General features: G+C 74.4%; 22 protein-coding genes. 14 read left to right on the forward strand and 8 right to left on the reverse strand.

Annotated elements, in window-relative coordinates; translation table 11 throughout:
* Window positions 1-126: 126 nt before the first annotated feature.
* Entirely contained in the window at window positions 127-633 is a 507-nt protein-coding gene (locus tag OG500_RS06040) for an SRPBCC family protein (RefSeq protein ID WP_327065341.1), read from the reverse strand.
* The gene (locus OG500_RS06045; RefSeq protein WP_329577411.1) at window positions 630-974 is read right to left on the reverse strand and encodes an ArsR/SmtB family transcription factor; all 345 of its coding nucleotides are present in this window, start codon (window positions 972-974) and stop codon (window positions 630-632) included. Before OG500_RS06045 ends, OG500_RS06040 begins: the two co-directional genes overlap by 4 nt.
* Window positions 975-1216: 242 nt before the next feature.
* Between OG500_RS06045 and OG500_RS06050 the strand changes: the two genes are divergently transcribed.
* Both OG500_RS06050 and OG500_RS06055 read left to right on the forward strand, forming a co-directional pair.
* Window positions 1217-1963: a PIG-L deacetylase family protein gene (locus OG500_RS06050; RefSeq protein WP_329577414.1), complete on the forward strand. Its 747-nt coding sequence runs from the start codon at window positions 1217-1219 to the stop codon at window positions 1961-1963.
* A 215-nt stretch (window positions 1964-2178) separates the two neighbouring features.
* Window positions 2179-2463 carry a hypothetical protein gene (locus OG500_RS06055; RefSeq protein WP_327065344.1) on the forward strand — a complete coding sequence of 95 codons (285 nt, stop codon included), beginning with the start codon at window positions 2179-2181 and terminating at the stop codon, window positions 2461-2463.
* 53 nt (window positions 2464-2516) lie between these two features.
* Here OG500_RS06055 and OG500_RS06060 read toward each other — a convergent pair whose 3' ends face one another.
* Entirely contained in the window at window positions 2517-3146 is a 630-nt protein-coding gene (locus OG500_RS06060) for a TetR/AcrR family transcriptional regulator (RefSeq protein WP_329577419.1), read from the reverse strand.
* Window positions 3143-4645 (reverse strand): MFS transporter, encoded by a 1503-nt coding sequence (locus OG500_RS06065; protein WP_329577422.1) that lies wholly within the window; start codon window positions 4643-4645, stop codon window positions 3143-3145. Before OG500_RS06065 ends, OG500_RS06060 begins: the two co-directional genes overlap by 4 nt.
* A 220-nt stretch (window positions 4646-4865) precedes the next feature.
* Here OG500_RS06065 and OG500_RS06070 point away from each other — a divergent pair, with 220 nt between their 5' ends.
* Both OG500_RS06070 and OG500_RS06075 read left to right on the forward strand, forming a co-directional pair.
* The gene (locus OG500_RS06070; protein ID WP_329577425.1) at window positions 4866-5654 is read left to right on the forward strand and encodes a DedA family protein; all 789 of its coding nucleotides are present in this window, start codon (window positions 4866-4868) and stop codon (window positions 5652-5654) included.
* 202 nt (window positions 5655-5856) lie between these two features.
* Window positions 5857-6153, forward strand: a complete 297-nt coding sequence (locus OG500_RS06075) for a DUF6296 family protein (RefSeq protein ID WP_327065348.1) — start codon at window positions 5857-5859, stop codon at window positions 6151-6153.
* 39 nt (window positions 6154-6192) lie between these two features.
* On the opposite strand, the gene OG500_RS06080 is transcribed toward OG500_RS06075, so the two are convergent.
* A complete protein-coding gene (locus OG500_RS06080; protein ID WP_329577429.1) occupies window positions 6193-6699 on the reverse strand; it encodes a carboxymuconolactone decarboxylase family protein in 507 nt (168 codons plus the stop codon).
* A gap of 48 nt (window positions 6700-6747) precedes the next feature.
* On the opposite strand from OG500_RS06080, the gene pdxR reads away from it, so the two are divergent.
* The 6 genes from pdxR to OG500_RS06110 all read left to right on the forward strand — a co-directional run bounded on the left by pdxR (window position 6748) and on the right by OG500_RS06110 (window position 12648).
* Window positions 6748-8208 carry a MocR-like pyridoxine biosynthesis transcription factor PdxR gene (gene pdxR, locus OG500_RS06085; protein WP_329577432.1) on the forward strand — a complete coding sequence of 487 codons (1461 nt, stop codon included), beginning with the start codon at window positions 6748-6750 and terminating at the stop codon, window positions 8206-8208.
* Between the two features lie 188 nt (window positions 8209-8396).
* Window positions 8397-9557: a glycoside hydrolase family 3 N-terminal domain-containing protein gene (locus OG500_RS06090; RefSeq protein WP_327065351.1), complete on the forward strand. Its 1161-nt coding sequence runs from the start codon at window positions 8397-8399 to the stop codon at window positions 9555-9557.
* Between the two features lie 45 nt (window positions 9558-9602).
* Window positions 9603-10247: a dihydrofolate reductase family protein gene (locus OG500_RS06095; protein WP_327065352.1), complete on the forward strand. Its 645-nt coding sequence runs from the start codon at window positions 9603-9605 to the stop codon at window positions 10245-10247.
* 78 nt (window positions 10248-10325) lie between these two features.
* Entirely contained in the window at window positions 10326-11018 is a 693-nt protein-coding gene (locus tag OG500_RS06100; protein ID WP_327065353.1) for an HAD family hydrolase, read from the forward strand.
* Window positions 11018-11452 (forward strand): NUDIX domain-containing protein, encoded by a 435-nt coding sequence (locus tag OG500_RS06105; RefSeq protein ID WP_329577437.1) that lies wholly within the window; start codon window positions 11018-11020, stop codon window positions 11450-11452. Before OG500_RS06100 ends, OG500_RS06105 begins: the two co-directional genes overlap by 1 nt.
* Before the next feature lie 92 nt (window positions 11453-11544).
* Window positions 11545-12648, forward strand: coding sequence for a calcium:proton antiporter (locus OG500_RS06110; protein WP_442907124.1), 1104 nt, complete (start codon window positions 11545-11547; stop codon window positions 12646-12648).
* Window positions 12649-12687: 39 nt separating this feature from the next.
* Here the strand turns inward: OG500_RS06110 and OG500_RS06115 are convergent, their stop codons facing one another.
* Genes OG500_RS06115 through gndA form a run of 3 tightly spaced genes read right to left on the reverse strand, consistent with a single transcriptional unit; the run spans window position 12688 to window position 16006 of the window.
* Window positions 12688-13488 (reverse strand): family 1 encapsulin nanocompartment shell protein, encoded by an 801-nt coding sequence (locus OG500_RS06115; protein ID WP_327065355.1) that lies wholly within the window; start codon window positions 13486-13488, stop codon window positions 12688-12690.
* Window positions 13485-14567 (reverse strand): Dyp-type peroxidase, encoded by a 1083-nt coding sequence (locus OG500_RS06120; protein WP_327065356.1) that lies wholly within the window; start codon window positions 14565-14567, stop codon window positions 13485-13487. The genes OG500_RS06115 and OG500_RS06120 overlap by 4 nt, the downstream gene beginning before the upstream one ends.
* Window positions 14564-16006 carry an NADP-dependent phosphogluconate dehydrogenase gene (gndA, locus tag OG500_RS06125; protein WP_327065357.1) on the reverse strand — a complete coding sequence of 481 codons (1443 nt, stop codon included), beginning with the start codon at window positions 16004-16006 and terminating at the stop codon, window positions 14564-14566. Before gndA ends, OG500_RS06120 begins: the two co-directional genes overlap by 4 nt.
* Window positions 16007-16232: 226 nt before the next feature.
* Here gndA and OG500_RS06130 point away from each other — a divergent pair, with 226 nt between their 5' ends.
* The 4 genes from OG500_RS06130 (at window position 16233) to OG500_RS06145 (ending at window position 20325) form a co-directional block, all read left to right on the forward strand.
* Window positions 16233-16757 carry a PadR family transcriptional regulator gene (locus OG500_RS06130; RefSeq protein WP_327065358.1) on the forward strand — a complete coding sequence of 175 codons (525 nt, stop codon included), beginning with the start codon at window positions 16233-16235 and terminating at the stop codon, window positions 16755-16757.
* On the forward strand, window positions 16757-17482 hold the full coding sequence (locus OG500_RS06135) for an ABC transporter ATP-binding protein (RefSeq protein WP_329577447.1): 726 nt from the start codon (window positions 16757-16759) through the stop codon (window positions 17480-17482). The genes OG500_RS06130 and OG500_RS06135 overlap by 1 nt, the downstream gene beginning before the upstream one ends.
* Window positions 17479-19806, forward strand: coding sequence for an ABC transporter permease (locus OG500_RS06140; protein WP_329577450.1), 2328 nt, complete (start codon window positions 17479-17481; stop codon window positions 19804-19806). Before OG500_RS06135 ends, OG500_RS06140 begins: the two co-directional genes overlap by 4 nt.
* Window positions 19807-19929: 123 nt before the next feature.
* Complete coding sequence (locus OG500_RS06145; protein WP_329577453.1) at window positions 19930-20325, forward strand: DUF3592 domain-containing protein; 396 nt, start codon at window positions 19930-19932, stop codon at window positions 20323-20325.
* Window positions 20326-20577: the final 252 nt, after the last annotated feature.

The raw sequence follows: 20577 nt of genomic DNA on the forward strand, positions 1-20577 counted from the left end.
TCCGGGGCCGTCACCGTGTCGTCGTCAGGTCGTCCTCTGCCGCAGCCACTCTATGCAACACGGCTGACCTGCGGGAGGAGTCGGCCGGGGCGGGCCACCGGCACGGGCCGTCGGGCCGACGGTGGCTCAGTAGCCGGGCGGCGGCCCGATCGTCGAGGCCCCGGGACCGAGCGCGGCCACGTACCGCTTGTTCAACTCGGCCCAGCCGGGCCCGGATCCGTCCGTTCCGTCCAGCGCCGCGGCGAGCCGGTCCAGGCACTCGTGCCAGCCGGCGCCGTCCCGGGCGGCCTTGCCGCGCTCGTCCAGGGTGTCCAGCAGCACCAGGGTGCAGCCGCCCGCGCGCTCGGTCAGCTCCAGGCGGATCACGTCGGTGCCCCACTCGAACTCCAGCAGCGTGGGCGGGACGCAGGCGAGCACCCGGCCCTCGAAGGCGGGGGCCCGGTCGAGCGGGTCGGTGAAGGTCAAGGTGGCGCCCACCCGCCATTCGCCGCTGATGCGATGGGGGAACCAGGCCGCCAGGTGCTCGGGTTCGGTGAGGGCGCGCCAGACCCGCTCCGGCGCGTGGGCGAGGTCGCGGGTGAAGCGCAGCCGCCAGCGGTCACCGGCCGGCTCCAGGGTGCCGAGGTCGTTCATGGGGAGCTCCGTAGGGTGTCCGGCGGTCCCGGGGGACCGTCCATCGTCTCCAGGTGGTCTTCGAGCCGGTCCAGACCGGTGTTCCAGAGGGCGCGGTAGGGCGCCAGCCACTCCTCCAGTTCGAGCAGCGGCGCCGGGCTCAGCCGGTAGAGCCGGCGCTGCTCGGCCACCCGCACCTCGACCAGCCCGGCCTCGCGCAGCACCCGCAGGTGCTTGGAGACGGCCGGCTGGCTGGCCTGCAGGGCCTGCGCCAGCTCGCCGACCGACCGCTCGCCGCCACGGACCAGGTCGAGTATCCGCCGACGACGCGGCTCGGCCAGCACGTCGAATACCGATGTCACCCCTCCAGCGTGCCTCGCGGGTTATATGCCTGTCAAGGCATACACGCCACCGCCCCGGCCGATCGCCTCGCGCCGGCCCCGGCCCCGCACACCGCCCACCGCCCACCGCCCACCGCCCACGCAGGCTCGGCGCGCCCGCCCCCGCCCGGCTGACACGGCGTCAGACGTGCGCGATAGTGGCTGGTCGAGACGGTGATCAACGATCAAGCAGTGGACCGGACCCAGCCCCGAGGAGCGGCACGATGACCGAAGCGCCCCCCAGCCCCCTGGCCGCCATCGACGAGAACTGGCAGCGCGCGCTGGCGGTGGTCGCCCACCCGGACGACATGGAGTACGGCGCCGCGGCGGCCGTGGCCCGCTGGACGGCCCAGGGCAGGACGGTCGTCTACGCCATGGTCACCAGCGGCGAGGCCGGCATCGACTCGCTCGACCCGGCCCGGTGCGCGCCACTGCGCGAGGCCGAGCAGATCGCCTCGGCCGAGCTGGTCGGCGTCGACACCGTGGAGTTCCTGCGCCACCCGGACGGGGTGGTGGAGTACGGGCTGCCGCTGCGCCGCGACATCGCGCGGCTGGTGCGCCGGCACCGCCCGGAGATCGTGCTGACCACCAACTTCCGGGAGACCTACGGCGGGGTCTTCCCCAACCAGGCCGACCACATCGCCACCGGGCGGGCCGCCCTCGACGCGGCGCGCGACGCGGGCAACCGCTGGGTCTTCCGCGAGCTGACCGCCGAGGGGCTGGAGCCGTGGAACGGCGTGCGGCAGGTCTGGGCGGCCGGCTCCCCGCTGTCCGGGCACGGCGTCGACACCACCGACCACTTCGAGGCCGGCGTCGCCTCGCTGGAGGCCCACGCCGCCTACCTCGCCGGCCTCGGCGGCCAGATGTCCGACGCCCGCGGGTTCCTGGAGTCGATGGGCCGTGCCACCGGCACCCGGCTGGGCACCCGGTTCGCGGCGGCCTTCGAGGTGATCAACCTGCACCCCCAGTAGGCGTCGTCCGGGCCGACACCGGCCGCCCGGACCGGGATGCCCGGTGGGCGCGGCCCAGTGCCTGCGGCTAGCATGTGACCGGTTGTCAGATCGTGACGGGCGGTACCGTTGCCGCCCCTGGCGCACCGCGCACGATCCCCACAAGACCCCCGACACGAGATCCCCGACACGAGATCCCGATATTCTCGTGCTTCCCCCGGAGCGGAGAGAACGCAATGGCTGAGGAACCGGCCTGCTGGGCGGCCTGGACCACCAAGAACGTTCGATCAGGGCCAGGCGGTGTGCTCACCGTCGAGGGCGTGAAGCTCACCGGCGACCTGAGCGTGCACACCACCTGGACCGGCACCGAGGCGATCCTCACCGTGCAGTACACGGACGCCCTGGACTGGTTCACCCTGCAGGGCAGCCCACAGGCGGTGACCGAGGAGCAGATCGCCCGTGATCTGCACCAGGCGGCCGTCAACGCGGTCAAGGCCGGCGGCGGAGCCGCGCTCGCCTGAAACCCGGCCCCGCTGCCCCGTGGAACTGCCTCCCGCCCCCGCGGGAGGCAGTTTCACTGTGCCGGGCGGGTGGCCCCCAACAGCTCGCGCAGCAACGGCAGCAGCTCCGCCGGATCGGTCCCGGCCAGCTCGCCGAAGGCGCCGCTGGTACGGGCCAGGATCACCCCGGCGAAGGCCGCCGCCGCCAGCTCGGCGCGCAGCTGGGCCTGCTGCACGCCCTCGGCGGCGAACCGGTCCCGCAGCGGATCGACCAGCCGCTCGCGCAGGTGCGCCCGGGCGGCCTGCTGCACCTCGGTGCTGTCCCCCGGCAGCACCGCGGCCTGGAAGGACGGCCCCGGACCGCGCCGGTCGAAGCGGTCCAGCAGCTCGCGCAGCCGGTCCTCGTCGAGCAGGTCGGCGGGGGCCGCGTCACCCTGCTCGACCCGGACGGCGGCCAGGTAGAGCTGCATCTTGCCGCCGAAGTACCGGGCGATCAGCGCGGGGTCCACGCCCGCCCGTTCGCCGATCTCCCGGGTGGTGGTGCGTTCGAAGCCGCGGTCGGCGAAGAGCTCCATCGCCGCCGTGATGAGCAACTCCCTGCTGCGGGCCGCGTCCCGGCGCCGGACCGGCGGCGCGGCGTCCGCACCGCAGCGCTCCGCCGACTCGGACCGCTCCGCCGGCTCGGCCTGGGCCGACTCGGTCACGACTCGGCCCGCGCCGGGCTGAAGGGCACCTCGTCCTCGCCGGGTGCGATATCGGCGATGCTCTCGTCCACCATCAGCTCCTCGTCCACCGTCGCCACCTGGGCCGCCACGGCAGCGCGCCGGGGCAGCACGATGGTAACCAGCCCGATCACCACCCACACCGCACAACTGATCAGCGCGGCGAACCGGTAGCCGTCGTTGCCGGGCAGCAGCTGCCCCGGCGCGGTGTGCGCCTGGAGCACCGCGCCGCACAGCGCGCTGCCGGTGGAGTAGCCGACGTAGCGCAGCACCTGGTTGAAGCTGACCGCGCTGCCGACCTCGTCGGCCGCCACCGCGGCGACGATCAGACCGGGCATCACGGCGAAGGTGCAGCCGACGCCGAGCCCGGCGATCGCCATCACCACCAGCAGCTCCCACAGGTGGCCCCGGGCGAACAGGAAGACGAGCACCGAGACCAGCGAGATCGCGCAGCCCAGCGGCAGTACCAGGGCGGTGGAGGTGCGCCGGATCAGCAGCGGCACCACCTTGCTGGACAGCACGCTCAGCGCCGAGAAGGGCAGCAGCACCAGGCCCGCGACCACCACCGAGCCGCCCAGTCCGTAGCCGGTGGAGGCGGGGGTCTGCACGAAGCGGATCACCAGCGACATCAGCAGGTACATCCCGACACCGGCGACCAGTCCGGCCACGTCCGCGGTGAGCACGATCCGGTTGCGCAGCGTGCGCAGCTCCACCAGGGGGTGCTCGGTGCGCAGCTCGTGGCGGATCCAGCAGGCCAGCAGCAGCACCGCGAGCGCCGCCAGCGCCCACAGGCGCGGCGCGGCCCAGCCCCAGCTCTCGCCCTCGCTGAGCACCAGCAGCAGCCCGGCGAGCGCGAGGCCGAGCAGGGCGGCGCCGAGGGTGTCCAGCGGGCGCTGCCTGCGATGGGTGGTGGCCGGCAGCACCAGGGCGGCGAGCAGCAGCGCGAGCGCGCTGATCACGGCGCCGAACCAGAAGCCGGCGTGGATCCCGAAGGACTCGGCGATCAGCCCGGTGATCGGGTAGCCGAGGCCGACGCCGGCCACCGTGGTGATCGAGAGCAGCGCCACCGCCGAGCGCGAGGCCTCGGCGGGCAGGCTGTCCCGGGCGGTGGCGATGGCCAGCGGGGTGAGCCCGAGGCCGATCCCCTGCAGCCCGCGGCCGACCACCAGCCAGCCGAAGCCGAGCGGCAGCGCCGCCAGCACGCTGCCGGCCACCACCACGGCGGCGGCCGCCAGGGTCACCGTGCGCCGCCGCGGGCCGTCGCCCAGGCGCCCCATCACGGGGGTGGCGACGGCGCCGACCAGCATGGTGATGGTCAGCGACCACTGGGCGTCGGACAGCGACACGTGGTCGACGGTGGCGATGGTCGGGACCAGCGGTGCGCCGAGGCTGCTGATCACCGCCACCACGGTGCCGAGAAAGACCAGGACGGGCACCAAGGCCCGTTCGCGCCAGGCCGGGGGCCCGATCGGGGTGTCCATGGACGCGCCCTCCCTTACCAAGACGGCCATGAGCCGTCGAATGATGTCTCCATGTGATGTCTTCAGATGATGACATAATTCGACGGCTCGGCGAAAGCCCCAGGTCGCGATCCCACCGGGCACCGGAATGAACCGTTCGGCAGCACGCGTTGGGGCGAAGGGGGACGATGCGAAAGGGGGCCCGACCGGGCGGACGGGGTGACTCGGCAAGGAGAGGCTGATGGGCTCGCTGACCTCGCTGGTCCAAGCCGCGGGCCTGTGGTCCTATGCGCTGATCTTCGCCCTGACCGCCGCCGAGACCAGCGCCTTCGTCGGCCTGATCCTGCCCAGCGAGACGGTGATCCTCTTCGCCGCCGCGCTCTCCGCGCACGGCACGCTCAACCCGGTGCCGCTGGCCATCGCCGTGGTGAGCGGCGGGATCGTCGGGGACAGCACCGGCTACGCACTGGGCCGGCTGCTCGGCAAGCGGGTCACCGCCCGGCACCACGGCCACCGGATCCGCCCCGGCGGGCGGATCGACCGGGCCGGCGGGTACCTGCGCGAACGCGGCGGCCCCGCCGTCTTCACCGGGCGCTTCATCGGCTTCGTCCGCTCCTTCGTGCCCTTCGCCGCCGGCGCCGCCAAGATGCCCTACCGCCGCTTCCTGGCCTTCAGTGCGGGAGCCTCGTTCGCCTGGGGACTGGGCAACGTGGCACTCGGCTACTTCCTGGGCGCCTCCGCCCAGCGCCTGCTGCACACCATCGGCCTGGCCGGGGTGGCCGCCGTGGGCGGGGTGCTGCTGGCAGCGCTCCTGGTGCTGTGGTGGCGCAGCCGCCGGCGCACCCGCGCGGCGCCGACCGCACCGGTCCGCCCGCCCGCGGCGCGCCCCGATCAGGACCCGGCCGCCCCGCCGGCCTCGGACCCGGTCCCGCCCTCGGACCCGACCCCGGCTCCGGCCGCGCGGGGCGCCGCCGCGCACGGTTCCGGGGCGGAACCGGAGCCACCGCAGCGATCGTCCCCCGACAGCTGAGCGTGCCCGAACGACCGTGCTCCGTGGCCGCGTTGCAGGATTCCCGGCCCGGTCGGCCGGCCCGTCCGGCACACCATGATCGACGGCGCAATGGTCATGCCAAAATGGGATTGAAAGGCACATCGCTGGGCAGATGCTCAGGGATCGGCCCGGACGGCGGTCCGGGCCCCGCCGGTGCGCCCGGTCCAGAGGAGGTCCGATCGTGGAACCCGTCCAGCGCTACGCAGTCTCTCTTCCCGGCCCGGTCGGTCAGCACGGGCCCGCCACCGTGGTCGTGGTGCACTGGACGCCGAGGACCAACGGCGGCCACTGCGTCTACGCCGACGACACCGGTGCGTTCGAGGTCGTCATCGACACCGACAGCGGGGTGGCCAGCCTGCTGGACGCCGTCGAGGGCCACCAGCACCAGTGCCTGCACGCCGTCCCGCTGCCCCAGGCCCGCGCCGCGGCCTCGGCCGTACCACCGGGCCGCGAGGTCTGGGGCGGCCCGATCAGCTGACCTCCCGCCCGCGCCGATCCGGCCGCTGAACCGCGAGGTTCAGCGGCCGCGCTCGTCGGTCCCCGCGACCTTGGCCGAGGTGAGCGCGATCCGGTTCCAGGTGTTGATGGTCAGGATCACCGCCACCAACTGGGCCAGCTCGGCCTGCTCGAAGTGCTCGGCCGCCCGGTCGTGGACGGCCTGCGGCACGCCGCCCTCCGCGAGCCGGGTGACCGACTCGGCCAGCGCGAGCGCCGCCTGCTCCTTGGCGGTGAAGAAGTGGGCGGCCTCGCGCCACAGGGCCACCAGGTGCAGCCGCTCCTCGCTCTCGCCGGCCTTGCGGGCGTCGCTGGTGTGCATGTGCAGGCAGTAGGCGCAGCCGTTCAGCTGCGAGACCCGGATCTGGACCAGCTCGACCAGGACCGGGTCGATGCCTTCGCGGGCTGCCGCATCCAGGCCGAGGACCGCCTTGAAGACCTTCGGGGCGGCCTGGGCCAGGTTCAGGCGGTTCGCGCCGGTGGCGGTGGGGGTCGCGCCGGGGTTCTCGATGCTGCTCTCGTTCGTCATGATCATGAATCTACGGACTCTGTTCGACCTTGGATAAGGTGCACTTCCATGGCGGAATCCTGGGTCAATTCGGCACGGCGGATCGGCCTCGATCTGCACCTCGAGCTGGTCGGACCGGGCAGCCGGCGCACCGTGCTGACCCGCGCGCTGCGCGAGGCGGTGCGCGCGGGGCGGCTCGCGCCCGGCACCCGGCTGCCGCCCTACCGCTCGCTCGCCGCGGACCTGGGGCTGGCCCGCAACACGGTGGCCGACGCGTACGCGGAACTGGTGGCGGAGGGCTGGCTGACGGCCCGCCAGGGCTCCGGCACCCGGGTCGCCCTCGGGGCGCCCGCGGCCGACGGCTCGGGCAGACACCGGCCGAACCGCACCGCCGCGCCCACCGCCCCCACACGCACCGGGACCGCAGCGGTGCCCGGGCCGCCCCGGCACGACCTGCGCCAGGGCCACCCGGACCCCGCCTCCTTCCCGCGCGGTGCCTGGCTCGCTGCAGGCCGCCGGGCGCTGACCGCCGCACCCGCCGAGGCCTTCGGCCCGGGCGATCCGCGGGGCCGCCCCGAGCTGCGCCGGGCGCTGGCCGACTACCTGGCCCGGGTGCGCGGGGTGCGCGCCGACCCCGAGCGGATCGTGGTCTGCGCGGGCTTCGCGCACGCGCTGCGGCTGCTGAGCGGCGGCGCGGTCCTGCGCGGCCGGCTGGCGGTGGAGGGCTACGGCCTTCCGTTCCACCGCGAGCTGCTGGAACGGGCCGGACTGCGCACCGAGCCGCTGACGGTGGACGAGCACGGCGCCCGGACGGCCGAGCTGGCCACGCTGCCGCACCCGCGCGCCGTCCTGTTGACCCCGGCCCACCAGTTCCCCACCGGCGTGGCGCTGCACCCCGGCCGCCGGGCGGCGGCGGTCGACTGGGCGCGCGGCGCCGACGCCCTGGTCCTGGAGGACGACTACGACGGCGAGTTCCGCCACGACCGGCAGCCGGTCGGCGCGCTGCAGGGCCTGGCCCCCGACCGGGTGCTCTACCTGGGCTCGGTCAGCAAGAGCCTGTCACCGGCGCTGCGGCTCGGCTGGCTGGTACTGCCCGAGCACCTGGTCGATCCGGTGCTCGCGGCCAAGGGCGAACGGGAGGCCTGGACCAGCGTGCCGGACCAGCTCACGCTCGCCGACTTCATCGAGTCCGGCTCCTACGACCGCCACATCCGCCGGATGCGCCAGCGCTACCGGCGCCGCCGCGACCAGGTGGTGGCCACCTTGGCCGAGCGGGCCCCGCACCTGGCGCCCACCGGCATCGCGGCGGGACTGCACGCCGTACTCCCCCTGCCCTCGGGCACCGAGGCGGCCACCGTCCGGACGGCCGCGGCCCAGGGCATCGCCCTGGACGGCCTGGCCGCCTTCCGGCACCCCAGGGCCGCGCAGCCGGCCGCGGACGGCCTGGTGATCGGCTACGCGGCCGCCGCCGAGCACGCCTGGGAGGCGGCCCTGGACGCCCTGTGCCGGATCCTGCCGCCGCCGGACTGACGATCCGTCGGACGGCCGGACAGCAGCCCCGGCCGTCCGATCGCACGAACGCGACACGAACACGTTTGCCCATGCTTGCACCGCACCTTCACTCCGATGAGCGATGCTCGTCCTCGGGGGATCCCGCTGGACGCCGACCACCAGGTGCCGCGTCCGTCCAGGAGCCGGCCGTTGCGAAAGAAGGTCCGATGCGCTCACCCGCCCGCCGGCTGCTCGGGTGTCTCGCCCTGCTGCTCACCGCCTGCGGCGCCCCCGGGCAGCCGCGCGGCGGCACCGCGGCCGGCCTGGCGCCGCAGGGCTCGCCAGCCGTGCTGGCCGGTGCCCGGGCACCGGCGCTGCCCGTGCTGACCCCGGACCAGTTGGCCGGCCAGCGGGTCGTCTACTCCTACACCGGCCCCACCGTCCCGGCCTCCCTGCTCAGTGCGGTGCGCTCCGGCCGGGCCGCCGGGGTGATCTTCTTCGGCTCCAACACGGCCGACCCCGACGCGCTCGGCCGCGCCGTCGCCGCCCTGCGCCAGGCCCAGCAGCAGAGCCCCGTGCGGCTGCCGCTGCTGCTGATGACCGACCAGGAGGGCGGACGGATCCGCCGCCTGCCCGGTGCGCCGGAGCAGTCCGAGCGGGCGATCGGGCAGGGCCCGGACGCGGTGGCCGCCGCCGCAGCCGCGGGTGACGCGGCTGCCCGCAACCTCACCGCGCACGGCATGAACGTCAACCTCGCCCCGGTGCTCGACGTGCACGACCAGGACGGCAACTTCATCGACCGGACCGAGCGCTCCTACAGCAGCGACCCGGCTGCCGCGGCCGGCCTCGGCAGCGCCTTCATCACCGCCCAGCAGCGCGCGGGCGTGGCCGCCACCGCCAAGCACTTCCCGGGCCTGGGCACCGCGCCCGCCGACAGCAACACCGACACCGGTCCGGTCACGCTCAACGCCGACAAGCAGCGGCTCACCGGGACCGACGAGGCGCCCTACCCGGCGGCCATCGCTGCCGGGGTCGATCTGGTGATGGTCTCCTGGGCCGTCTACCCCGCGCTCGACCCCGACCATCCGGCCGGCCTGTCCCCCTCCGTGGTCAACGGCGAGCTGCGCGACCGGCTCGGCTTCCACGGCGTGACCATCACCGACGCGCTGGAGGCCGGTGCGCTGCGCGCCTGGGGCAGCACCGGGCAGCGGGCGGTGGCGGCCGCCGGGGCGGGCATGGACCTGATCCTCTGCTCGGCCCAGGACCCCGACCAGGGCGAGGACGCCACCACCGCGCTGGCCGACGCACTGACCACCGACAAGCTCGACCGCGCGGGATTCGACGCCGCACTGGCCCGGGTCTCCGCGCTGCGGGCCGAGCTGCGCTGAACGGATCGTTCCGGACCCCTGGTTCCCGAGGCAGGAGAGGCACCCATGTCCCTGGTGAGAGTCCACAACTTCTCGATCTCCCTCGACGGCTTCGGCACCGGCGCCGGTCAGCGGCTGGACGCACCGTTCGGCCATGCCGGGCTGCGGCTGCACGACTGGTTCTTCCAGACCAGGACCTTCCGCCGGATGCACGGTGAGGACGGCGGCAGCACCGGGGTCGACGACGCGCTGGCCCGCACCTGGGACGCGGGCATCGGCGCCGAGATCATGGGGCGCAACAAGTTCGGTCCGCACCGCGGGCCGTGGCAGGACCAGGAGTGGAACGGCTGGTGGGGCGAGAACCCGCCGTTCCACACGCCGGTGTTCGTGCTCACCCACCACCCGCGCCCCTCGGTGGAGATGGCCGGCGGGACCACCTTCCACTTCGTCGACGCCACGCCCCAGGAGGCGGTGCACCTGGCGCGCGAGGCCGCGGGCGACCTCGACGTGCGGATCGGCGGCGGGCCGAGCACGGTGCGCGCGTTCCTGGCCGCGGACCTGATCGACCGGCTGCACCTGGTGGTCGTCCCGATCGTGCTGGGCTGCGGCGAGCTGCTCTGGGACGGCCTCGGCGGACTGGAGGAGCGCTTCGACGTCGAGTCGGTGAGCTCTCCCAGCGGCGTCACCCACCTGACCCTGACCCGGCGGTGACACCGGCGGCGCCGCAGCGCCCGCCCGGCCGGGCGAAAACCACCTGACGCCGCGATCCCCCCCGCCTACGGTGGCCGGATGCGACACGACGAACAGGTGCTCGTCTTCGACGCCGACGACACCCTGTGGGAGAACAACGTCCGCTTCGAGCGGGCGATCGAGGCCTTCCTCGACGAGGTGGCCCCGCCCGCGCCCAGTCGCGCCGCCGCGCGTGCGGCTCTCGACCGGATCGAGGCGGCCAACGCGGCCCGCCACGGCTACGGCGCCCAGGTCTTCCTGCGCAGCCTCGGCGAGTGCCATGAGCAGCTGCACGGCCGGGCACCCAGTGCGGCGCAGCGGGAGCGCCTGGCGGCGCTGGCCGCCTCGATCACTGGTGCCGAGGTGGAGCTGATCCCCGGCGTGGCCCAGACGCTGGCCAGGCTCGCCCGGCGGCACGAGCTGCTGCTGCTCACCAAGGGCGACCGGGCGGAGCAGCAGGCGAAGATCGACGCCTCGGGGCTGGCCGGCCACTTCAAGGCGGTGCACATCGTCGCGGAGAAGGACGTGGCGGCCTATCAGCAGCTGATCGGCACCCACCCGCTGCCGCCGGAGCGCACCTGGATGATCGGCAACTCGCCGAAGTCGGACATCCTGCCGGCCCGCGCGGCCGGGCTGAACGCGGTGTTCATCCCGCACCAGCACACCTGGACGCTGGAGGCCGCCGAGCTGGACCCCGCGGACGGCGGCGTCCTGCGGCTGACCGCCTTCACCGAGCTGGGGGAGCACTTCTGATGACGGACCGTCAGCCCGCGGTCTCCTGCGTCTTCGTCTGCCACGACGGCGCCGGGCGGGTGCTGCTCGCCCGGCGTGCGGCAGCGGCCCGCGACGAGCCGGGGCCGTGGGACTGCGGCGCCGGGGCACTGGAGTTCGGCGAGGAGTTCGAGGCCGCGGTGGCCCGCGAGGTGCGCGAGGAGTACACGGCCGAGCCGCTCGCGATCACCGTGCTCGGGGTGCGCAACGTGCTGCGCGGGAACCCGGTGGACTCGCACTGGGTCGCCGTCGTCTGCGCGGTGCGGGTCGACCCGGCGGCGGTGGCCATCGGCGAGCCGCACAAGTTCGACGCGCTCGGCTGGTTCGCCGAGGACGAACTGCCCGCACCGGTGCACTCCCAGCTGCCGCCGACCCTGGCGCTGGCCCGGGCCCATCTGGCGGGGAGCGGGGCCTAGCTCGACCGGGCGGCGCCTGCGGCGTTTCTGACCTTCCATCAGACGTCGGGTCTGCCAAGCTCTCCCCGATGACCCGACCATCGCTGCCCCAGATGCTGACCGCCGTCCTCGGCCGGTGGACCCTCCTGCTGCCACCGCTGGCGGCCGTGCTGCTCGCGCTGGTCTGGGGGCGCACGCTGCCGAACGCGGTGGCCACGGTCGCCGGGCTGGTGCTCGTCCTGGCGGTGCTGGCGGCGGTGCACCACGCGGAGGTGGTGGCGCACCGGGTCGGCGAGCCGCTCGGGTCGCTGGTGCTGGCGGTGGCGGTCACGGTGATCGAGGTGGCGCTGATCGTCACCCTGATGGTCGACTCCGCGGCGAAGAACGCCACCCTGGCGCGGGACACCGTCTTCGCCGCGGTCATGATCACCTGCAACGGGATCGTCGGGCTCTGCCTGCTGCTCGGCTCGCTGCGCACCCGGGTCGCGGTCTTCAACCCGGAGGGCACCGGCGCCGCGCTGGCCACGGTGGCCACCCTCGCCACGCTCAGCCTGGCGCTGCCCTCCTTCACCACCAGCACCCCCGGGCCGAACTTCTCCCCCACCCAGCTCACCTTCGCCTCGGTGGCCGCCCTGGTGCTCTACGGCCTCTTCGTGACCACCCAGACGGTGCGCCACCGGGAGTACTTCCTGCCGCCGGAGCTGATCGACCGGCCCGCGGCCGACCCGCAGCACGGCGAGACCCATGACGAACTCCCCACGAACCGGGAGACCGCGACCAGCCTGGTGCTGCTGATGGTCGCGCTGGTGGCCGTGGTCGGCCTGGCCAAGACGGTCTCGCCGACCATCGAACACGGGGTCACGGCGGCCGGGCTGCCGGCCTCGGTGATGGGCGTGGTGATCGCGATGCTGGTGCTGCTGCCGGAGACCATCGCGGCGGTCCGGGCCGCCCGGCGCGACGAGGTGCAGACCGGGCTGAACCTGGCGCTCGGCTCGGCGATGGCCAGCATCGGCCTGACCATCCCGGCGGTCGCGCTCGCCTCCGTCTGGCTGAGCGGGCCGCTGGTGCTGGGCCTGAGCGCCTCGCACCTGGTGCTGCTCGCGCTCACCGTGGCGGTGGGCACGCTGACCGTGATCCCGGGCCGGGCCACCCCGCTGCAGGGCGGGGTGCACCTGTCGGTGCTGGCGGCCTACGTGGTGCTGGCGGTCAGCCCGTAGGCGGGTCCCGGGCCGACCGCCGGACGGGCCCCGAGGGCCTCAGGCGTTGACGAGCGTGACCGCCGCCTCCGGGGAGTGCAGCGCGAAGGTCAGCGACTCCTGGAGGTAGAGCCGCACCGCGTGGGCGTCGTGCGACAGGTAGCCGATCGACAGGTCCTGGCCCAGGTGCAGCTCGAAGTCGCCGCCCCGGGTGGAGAGCACCACGGCGCCCTGCAGGGCCGGCGCCCAGATGATCTCCCCGGTGACCACCCGGGCCAGGTGCTGGCGCACCGGATAGCCGTGGTTGGAGGTCTCGTTGACCGCCGTGTAGGCGTCGGCGCCCAGCAGCAGCGAGTACGGGCCGTCCACGCCGGCCAGCCGCAGCGTGGTCAGCGCCCGGCTGACCGCGTCCGGGTAGTCGGTGACCTCGCCCGGCAGGGTGACCGTCGGGTTGTCGGAGCCGATCCGCACCCCGGTGATGCCCGCCGCCGGCCAGCCCTCGAAGATCGCGGTGTCCTCGGCCTGCGCCATGGTGCGGGCCGCGTCCTTGACGGGCTGCCAGTCGGAGTCCTGCGAGCCGCGCTCCACGTCGTCCACGGCCTGGCGGTCCAGGGTGAACGGCACCCGCAGCTCGACCACCGGGCGGGACTCGCGGGCGTGCGCCGACGTCCCCGGGACCAGCGCCGCGATCGACTGCAGGTGGCCGGAGCCGACCGCGGCGAGGTCCGGGCCCACCGGACCCACCAGGTCGACCACCCGGCGCCCGGCCAGGTGCAGGGTGAAGGTGCGCCGGGCCTCCTCCTCGATCTGCGCCCAGGCCCCGGTGGAGATCGGGGCCAGGTCGCGGTGCAGGTTGTTCATCGGGTGCCACTCCTTTGCGGTCCGGCGAGGGCGGTGGGCTGCTGCTTGAGACTGCCGATGCCGAGCGAGCCGTCCGCCCCGGCGGGGGCGGTGCGCGCGGCGGCCGTCCCGGCGGCGGGCGGCGGGTCGTCGAGCAGATCGGCGGAGGGGACGAAGAAGAGCCCGCCGGTGACGGCCGTCGAGAAGTCGAGCAGCCGGTCGTGGCGGCCCGGTGACCGCCCGAGGAACATGTTCTCCAGCATCTCCTCGGTCACCGCCGGGGTGTGGCAGTAACCGATGAAGTAGGTGCCGCACTCCCCGTCGGCATAGGAGCCGAACGGCATGTTCAGCCGGACGATCTCGCGCTCGCGGCCGTCCACCGGATCGAGGCTGGTGAGGGCCACGTGCGAGTCGGCCGGCTGCTCGGCCCCGGGCAGTTCGACGTCCTCGAGCTTGGTGCGCCCCACCGCGCGCTCCTGCTGCTCGACCGGCAGCGCCCGCCAGCGGGCCAGGTCGTGCAGGTACTTCTGGACGATCACGTAGCTGCCGCCGGCGAAGTCCGGGTCCTCGGCGCCGATCAGCGCCGCCCGGTCGGCGTCGGCGCCCTCGGGGTTCTCGGTGCCGTCGACGAAACCGAGCAGGTCGCGCCGGTCGACGTAGCCGAAGCCGGTCACCTCGTCCACCACGTCCACCGCGCCGCGCAGCCGCTCCAGCAGCAGGCCGGCCAGGTCGAAGCAGGCGTCCTGGCGTTCGGCACGCAGGTGCAGCAGCAGGTCGCCGGGGGTGGCGGGGGCGGTGTGCCGCTCGCCGCGCAGCTCGCGGAAGGGGTGCAGCCCGGCGGGGCGCGGCGGGGCGAAGAGCCGGTCCCAGAGCTGCGAGCCGATGCCGAGCACGCAGCTGAGCCCGGTGTCGGCGCCGCGGAAGCCGACCGACCTGCGCAGCGCGGCGACGTCCGGCAGCAGGTCGCGCACCGCCTGCTCGCCGCCCGGGCGCACGGTGAGCACCAGGAAGCGCGCGGCGCAGCTGAGCGGAGCCCGGACGGCCTGCGGACGCGGGGCCGCCGGCCCGCGGGGCTGCTCCGGCCCGTCGGCCGCCGTCACTGCTGCTGCTCGCTGCGGTCGCCGGCCCAGAGCGTGTGGAACACCCCGTCCCGGTCGGTGCGCCGGTAGGTGTGGGCGCCGAAGAAGTCCCGCTGGCCCTGGATCAGCGCGGCCGGCAGCCGCCCGGCGCGCAGCGCGTCGTAGTAGGCCAGTGCGGTGGCGAATCCGGGTACCGGCACGCCGAGTTGGGCGGCGGTGGAGACCACCCGGCGCCAGGCGGACTGCGCCTCGCCGAGCGCCTTGCGGAAGTACTCGTCGGTGAGCAGGGTGGGCAGTTCGGGGTCCGCCTGGTAGGCGGCCTCGATCCGGTCCAGGAACCTCGCCCTGATGATGCAGCCGCCGCGCCAGATCGAGGCCATCGCACCGGGTGCGATCCCCCACCCGTACTCCGCGCTGCCGGCCTGGATCTGGTTGAAGCCCTGGGCGTAGGCGACGATCTTCGAGGCGTACAGCGCCTGCTCCACGTCACCGGCGAACCGGTCGGCCGCCGCGCTGTCCAGCCAGGTCTCGGTGGGGCCGGGCAGGTCGCGGGCCGCCTCGCGCAGCGCCGCGCTGCCCGAGAGCGAGCGGGCGAAGACCGCCTCGGCGATGCCGGAGACCGGCACGCCGAGTTCGAGCGCGCTCTGCACCGTCCACCGGCCGGTGCCCTTCTGCTCGGCCCGGTCCTGGACGATGTCGACGAACGGGCGCCCGGTGGCGGCGTCGGTGTGGCCGAGCACCTCGGCGGTGATCTCGATCAGATAGGAGTTGAGCCGGTCCTCGTTCCAGGTCCGGAAGGTCCGGGCGATCTCGGCGGGCTGGCGCCCGGCGCCGTGCCGCAGCAGGTCGTAGGCCTCGGCGATCAGCTGCATGTCGGCGTACTCGATGCCGTTGTGCACCATCTTGACGAAGTGTCCGGCGCCGTCCGGGCCGACGTGGGTGCAGCAGGGCTGCCCGTCCACCTGGGCCGCGATCGACTCCAGCACCGGCCCGAGCGAGCGGTAGGCCTCGGCGGTGCCGCCCGGCATGATGCTCGGGCCCAGCAGCGCGCCCTCCTCGCCGCCGGAGATGCCGGTGCCGACGAAGTGCAGGCCGTGTTCGCGCAGCGCCGCCTCGCGCCGGCGGGTGTCCATGAAGTGCGCGTTGCCGCCGTCGACCACGATGTCGCCGGCTTCGAGCAGCGGGACCAGTTCGTCGATCACCGCGTCGGTGGGCTCGCCCGCCTTGACCATGATGACGATCCGCCGCGGGCGGGCCAGCGAGGCCACGAACTGCGCCGTCGTCTCGCTGGGGACGAACGCGCCCTCGTGGCCGAACTCGGCCATCAGCGCGCTGGTCCGGGCGTTACTGCGGTTGTGCAGGGCGACCCGGTGGCCGTGCCGGGCGAAGTTCCGGGCCAGGTTGCGGCCCATGACGGCCAGTCCGGTGACGCCGATGTCGGCAGACTCCTGCGCGCTCATTCAGATGACTCCAAGTCGCTGGTCCGGCAGCACGGTGAACAGCCCCCAGCCTGCCGTGCCCGCCCCCTCCACGCACCACGGCACGCGGAGCGGGTGCACAGCGTCCGGACCGCGGCCGTACAGCGTGACGAACGAGCAGAAGCCGGGGAGGGCCGTCCTGAGCTGGCGTCAGCTGAGGTCACCCCACTATGCGTTTGATGTATACACCTTGTGTATAGTCGCCCGCATGTCACTCGGTCACACCATCCTGGGGCTCCTGGAGTCCCATCCGCGCCACGGCTACGACCTCAAGCGCGCCTACGACGAGCGCTTCGGCCAGACCCGCGCGCTGCCCTACGGCCAGGTCTACGCCACCCTCTCGCGCCTGCTGAAGAACGGCCTGGTCGAGGTCGACGGCACCGAGCAGGGCGAGGGCCCCGAACGCAAGCGCTACGTGATCACCGAGGCCGGGATCACCGACGTCAGCCGCTGGCTGGCCGAGCCCGAGAGCCCCGCCTCCTACCTGCAGAGCACCCTCTACACCAAGGTGGTGCTGGCCCTGCTGACCGGGCGCCCCGCCCAGGAGGTGCTGGAGACCCAGCGCACCGAGCACCTGCGCCACATGCGCGAGCTGACCCGCCGCAAGCTGGCCGGCGACCTCGCCGACCAGCTGCTCTGCGACCACGCGCTGTTCCACCTGGAGGCCGACCTGCGCTGGCTGGAGCTGACCGCGGCCCGACTCGACGACCTGGCCAGGAAGGTGCGCGCCTGATGTCCACCGCTCCCACCACCACCGCCCGCGCCACCGGACCGGCAGCCGAGGGCGCGCTGCTGACCGCCGTCGACGTCCACAAGAGCTTCGGCCTCACCCAGGCGCTGGACGGCGCCTCGCTGACCATCTCCCCCGGCGAGCTGGTCGCCGTGCTGGGCACCTCCGGCTCCGGCAAGTCCACCCTGCTGCACTGCCTGGCCGGCCTGATCAGGCCCGAGTCCGGCACCGTCAGCTACCGCGGCCAGGACCTGGCCACCCTCTCCGACGGCGTCCGCAGCGCGCTGCGCCGGGCCGACTTCGGCTTCGTCTTCCAGTTCGGCCAGCTGGTGCCCGAACTCTCCTGCCTGGAGAACACCGCGCTCCCGCTGCGGCTGAACGGCATCCGCCGGCGCCCCGCCGAGGAGCGGGCCAGGCAGTGGCTGGAGCGGCTGGACGTGGCCGACCTGGCCGACAAGCGGCCGGGCGAGCTGTCCGGCGGCCAGGGCCAGCGGGCCGCGATCGCCCGCGCGCTGGTCACCGATCCGGCGGTGATCTTCGCCGACGAGCCGACCGGCGCGCTCGACTCGCTGCACGGCGAGCAGGTGATGGCGCTGCTCACCGCCGCCGCCCGGGAGTCCGGTGCGGCCGTGCTGCTGGTCACCCACGACATGCGGGTGGCCGCCTACGCCGACCGCGAGGTGGTGGTGCGCGACGGGCGCACCCGCGAGCCCGGAGACGGCCGATGACCGACCGTCCGCTCTCCCGCCTGGTCACCGACCTGGCGCTCGGCCTGCGGCTGGCGTTCGCCGGCGGCCGGGACAGCCGGCTGCGCACCGCGCTGACCGCGATCGGCGTCGGCCTCGGGGTGGCCACCCTGCTGCTGGCCGCCTCCTTCCCCGCCGTGCGCGCGCACCGGGACGACAAGCTGCGCACCCAGAGCGGCGCGGTGGTCTCCGCCGTCATCGCACCGCGCTCCGACCACAGCCTGCTGATCCACGACGCCCCCGGCGTGTACCAGGGCCGGACCTTCTTCGGCCGGATCGTCCAGCCCGAGGGGCCGAACGCCCCGCTGCCGCCGGGCCTGAGCGCCTATCCGGCCCCCGGCACGCTCGCCGTCTCGCCGGCGCTGGCCGAGCTGCTGCACTCGTCCGGCGCGGCACTGCTGCGCGAGCGCTACCCACAGCCGATCACCGGCACGATCGGCCCCGCCGGCCTGGCCGGGCCCGGCGACTACGCGCTCTACCTGGGCAGCGACAAGCTGACCGACACCGATCCGTCGACGCTGCGGATCGACCACTTCGAGGACAAGCTGCCGCCCAAGCCGACCGACCCGGTCCTGCTGCTGCTCACCGTGGCCGGCGTGGTGATCCTGCTCAGCCCGGTGGCCGTGTTCATCGCCGCCGCCGCCCGGTTCGGCAGCGAGGCGCGCGACCGCCGGCTGGCCGCCCTGCGACTGGCGGGCGCCGACCGCTCCACCACCGCACGGATCTCGGCCGGCGAGTCGCTGGCCGGCGCGCTCGTGGGCCTGGGACTCGGCACGGTCTTCTTCCTGATCGGCCGTCAGCTGGTGGCGAGGGTGACCGTCGCCGGACTGAGCGTCTTCGCCGACGACCTCCAGCCGCAGCCGGTGCTGGCGGCCCTGGTGCTCGTCGTGGTCCCGCTGCTGGCCGTCACCGTCACCATGCTGACCATGCGCCGGATCGCCGCCGAGCCGCTCGGCGTGGTGCGCGGCGCCGGGACCCGGCGACGGGCGATCTGGTGGCGCGTGCTGCTGCCGCTGCTCGGCCTCGGCCTGCTCCTCACCCAGCGCGGCAGGCTCACCTCGCTCGACAACAGCCAGGCGCTGGCCATCCTGATCACCGGCCTGCTCCTGCTGCTGGTCGGTGCCACCCTGCTGCTGCCGCCGCTGGTCGCGCTCGCCTCCCGCGCGCTGCGCCGGGTCAGCGGGCCGCCGGCCTGGCAACTGGCACTCGGCCGGCTGCGGTTCAGCCCGGAGAGCGCGTCCCGGCCGGTGACCGGCATCGTGGTGACGGTGGCCGGCGCGATCGCCCTGCAGACCCTGATCGGCTCGGTCGCCGCCGCGCGCACCCCCGCCACCGACGAACTGGCCACCAAGGACCACACCCTGCTGTCCGTCAGCTTCGAAGGAGCCGGCGACCGCGCCGGGCAGCTCGCCGACCAGCTGCGCCACAGCCCCGGGGTCGCCGACGCAACCGGCTACACCGACGTCTACGCCAGCGCGGGCGAGCAGCTCTTCACCATCCGGGTGGCCGACTGCGCGACCCTGAAGGCCATGGAACACATCACCGACTGCGCCGACGGGAACGTGTTCACCGCCCTGGGCATCACCTCCGCCTCGGCCGGCCGCAGCCCGCTCGCGGCCGGCGGACCGGTGCAGTTGGAGCCGATCGGCGAGCCGAAGAGCGCCTGGCAGCTGCCGGCCTCCCGCGCCACGGTCGAACAGCCCGCGCACGACGGCCGCCCGCACTACCTGGACACCATCCTGGCCACCCCGTCCGTGCTCCCGGCCGCCCTGCTGCGCACCCAGACCGCCAGCGCCGACGTGCACCCGGTGCCCGGCACGCCGGACGCCGAGGACCGGATCCGCACCGACGCGGCGCTGATCAGCGTGGAGAGCAGCGTCTACAACCCCACGAGCAGGCTGCCGGACGCCCAGTTCCTCAGCGTGCGCAACGCGCTGACGGCCGGGACGGTGGCGATCCTGACGCTGATCGGCGCCGGCATGCTGGTCGGTCTGCTGGAGCAACTGCGCGAGCGCAGGCGCACCCTGGCGGTGCTCACCGCCTTCGGTACCCGCACCCGCACGCTGGCCGGCGCGCTGCTCTGTCAGAGCATCGTCCCGGTCGTGCTCGGCCTGGCGCTCGCCGTGGTCTGCGGCCTCGCGCTGGGCAGCGCACTGCTCTTCCTGGCCAAGGTGCCGATCGGCTTCGTCTGGGGTGAGATCGCCCTGATGTCCGGCGCGGGCGCGGCGGCGGTGTTGCTGATCACGGCGCTGAGCCTGCCGGTGCTGTGGCGCCGGACCAAGCCGGCGGGACTGCGCTACGAGTAGCAGCGCACCGCGGAGCGCCGACACCCCACCGGGCACACCGGTGGGGTGTCGGCGCTCCCGGCGCCGGACTACCGTAGAGGAAGCCGGCACTGCCAGGACCGGCCGGCTGAGGGGACGGCTGCCGTGTTCGCACTGCTCACGCTCAACCTGCTGGTCGGCGGCGTGCTCGCCTACCTCGCCGGGGCCACCGGGCTGGCCGAGACCCGTCGGTTGCGGCAGGTGGGGGTGCCCGCCTCCGCGCTCGTCGCCCGGCGCGCGAGCGACGCGGACGGCCCCGGACGGCCGCTGCTCCAGTTCGCCACCCGGGAGGGGCTGGTTCTGGAGGTCCCCTCCCCCGTCGGACCCAGCCGGGCCCAGCCGCTGACCGCCGGGCGCGCGGTGCCGGTCCGCTACGACCCGGCCGATCCGCGCCAGATCCTGGTCCAGGGCCGGGAACGGCGGGCGATCGAGTACGTCTTCATGGCCGCCGGCGCCGCCATCGTGCTGACCGCGCTGACCCTGGCCGCACTGGTGGCCTGAGCGGGGGTACGAACCCCAGCGGGCGCGGGAAGGGGAGGCGCGGGTGGGCCGGGCGGGCCCACCCGCGGCGCGACCACTCAGCTACGGGGAGGCAGCACTACCGCGGCGCGCGGACAGCCGCACCGGCCCGAACCCGCGCGCGGCTGCGGCGGTCGGTCGTGATGGCGGGTCGGGCTGTCCATGACGCTCATTCAAGTCAGCCGGTTCACCCGGGGCAAGCACGTTCACTCGCTCTGATGAATCCTTGACAGG

Origin of the sequence: Kitasatospora sp. NBC_01250 (genome assembly GCF_036226465.1) — a bacterium.
GTDB lineage: Bacteria > Actinomycetota > Actinomycetes > Streptomycetales > Streptomycetaceae > Kitasatospora.

Coding starts and splice junctions, on each gene's coding strand:
- OG500_RS06040 (WP_327065341.1), bottom strand. CDS start 633: ATGAACGACCTCGGCACCCTGGAGCCGGCCGGTGACCGCTGGCGGCTG.
- OG500_RS06050 (WP_329577414.1), top strand. CDS start 1,217: ATGACCGAAGCGCCCCCCAGCCCCCTGGCCGCCATCGACGAGAACTGG.
- OG500_RS06055 (WP_327065344.1), top strand. CDS start 2,179: ATGGCTGAGGAACCGGCCTGCTGGGCGGCCTGGACCACCAAGAACGTT.
- OG500_RS06065 (WP_329577422.1), bottom strand. CDS start 4,645: ATGGACACCCCGATCGGGCCCCCGGCCTGGCGCGAACGGGCCTTGGTG.
- OG500_RS06070 (WP_329577425.1), top strand. CDS start 4,866: ATGGGCTCGCTGACCTCGCTGGTCCAAGCCGCGGGCCTGTGGTCCTAT.
- OG500_RS06080 (WP_329577429.1), bottom strand. CDS start 6,699: ATGACGAACGAGAGCAGCATCGAGAACCCCGGCGCGACCCCCACCGCC.
- pdxR (WP_329577432.1), top strand. CDS start 6,748: ATGGCGGAATCCTGGGTCAATTCGGCACGGCGGATCGGCCTCGATCTG.
- OG500_RS06090 (WP_327065351.1), top strand. CDS start 8,397: ATGCGCTCACCCGCCCGCCGGCTGCTCGGGTGTCTCGCCCTGCTGCTC.
- OG500_RS06095 (WP_327065352.1), top strand. CDS start 9,603: ATGTCCCTGGTGAGAGTCCACAACTTCTCGATCTCCCTCGACGGCTTC.
- OG500_RS06100 (WP_327065353.1), top strand. CDS start 10,326: ATGCGACACGACGAACAGGTGCTCGTCTTCGACGCCGACGACACCCTG.
- OG500_RS06105 (WP_329577437.1), top strand. CDS start 11,018: ATGACGGACCGTCAGCCCGCGGTCTCCTGCGTCTTCGTCTGCCACGAC.
- OG500_RS06110 (WP_442907124.1), top strand. CDS start 11,545: ATGCTGACCGCCGTCCTCGGCCGGTGGACCCTCCTGCTGCCACCGCTG.
- OG500_RS06115 (WP_327065355.1), bottom strand. CDS start 13,488: ATGAACAACCTGCACCGCGACCTGGCCCCGATCTCCACCGGGGCCTGG.
- gndA (WP_327065357.1), bottom strand. CDS start 16,006: ATGAGCGCGCAGGAGTCTGCCGACATCGGCGTCACCGGACTGGCCGTC.
- OG500_RS06130 (WP_327065358.1), top strand. CDS start 16,233: ATGTCACTCGGTCACACCATCCTGGGGCTCCTGGAGTCCCATCCGCGC.
- OG500_RS06135 (WP_329577447.1), top strand. CDS start 16,757: ATGTCCACCGCTCCCACCACCACCGCCCGCGCCACCGGACCGGCAGCC.
- OG500_RS06140 (WP_329577450.1), top strand. CDS start 17,479: ATGACCGACCGTCCGCTCTCCCGCCTGGTCACCGACCTGGCGCTCGGC.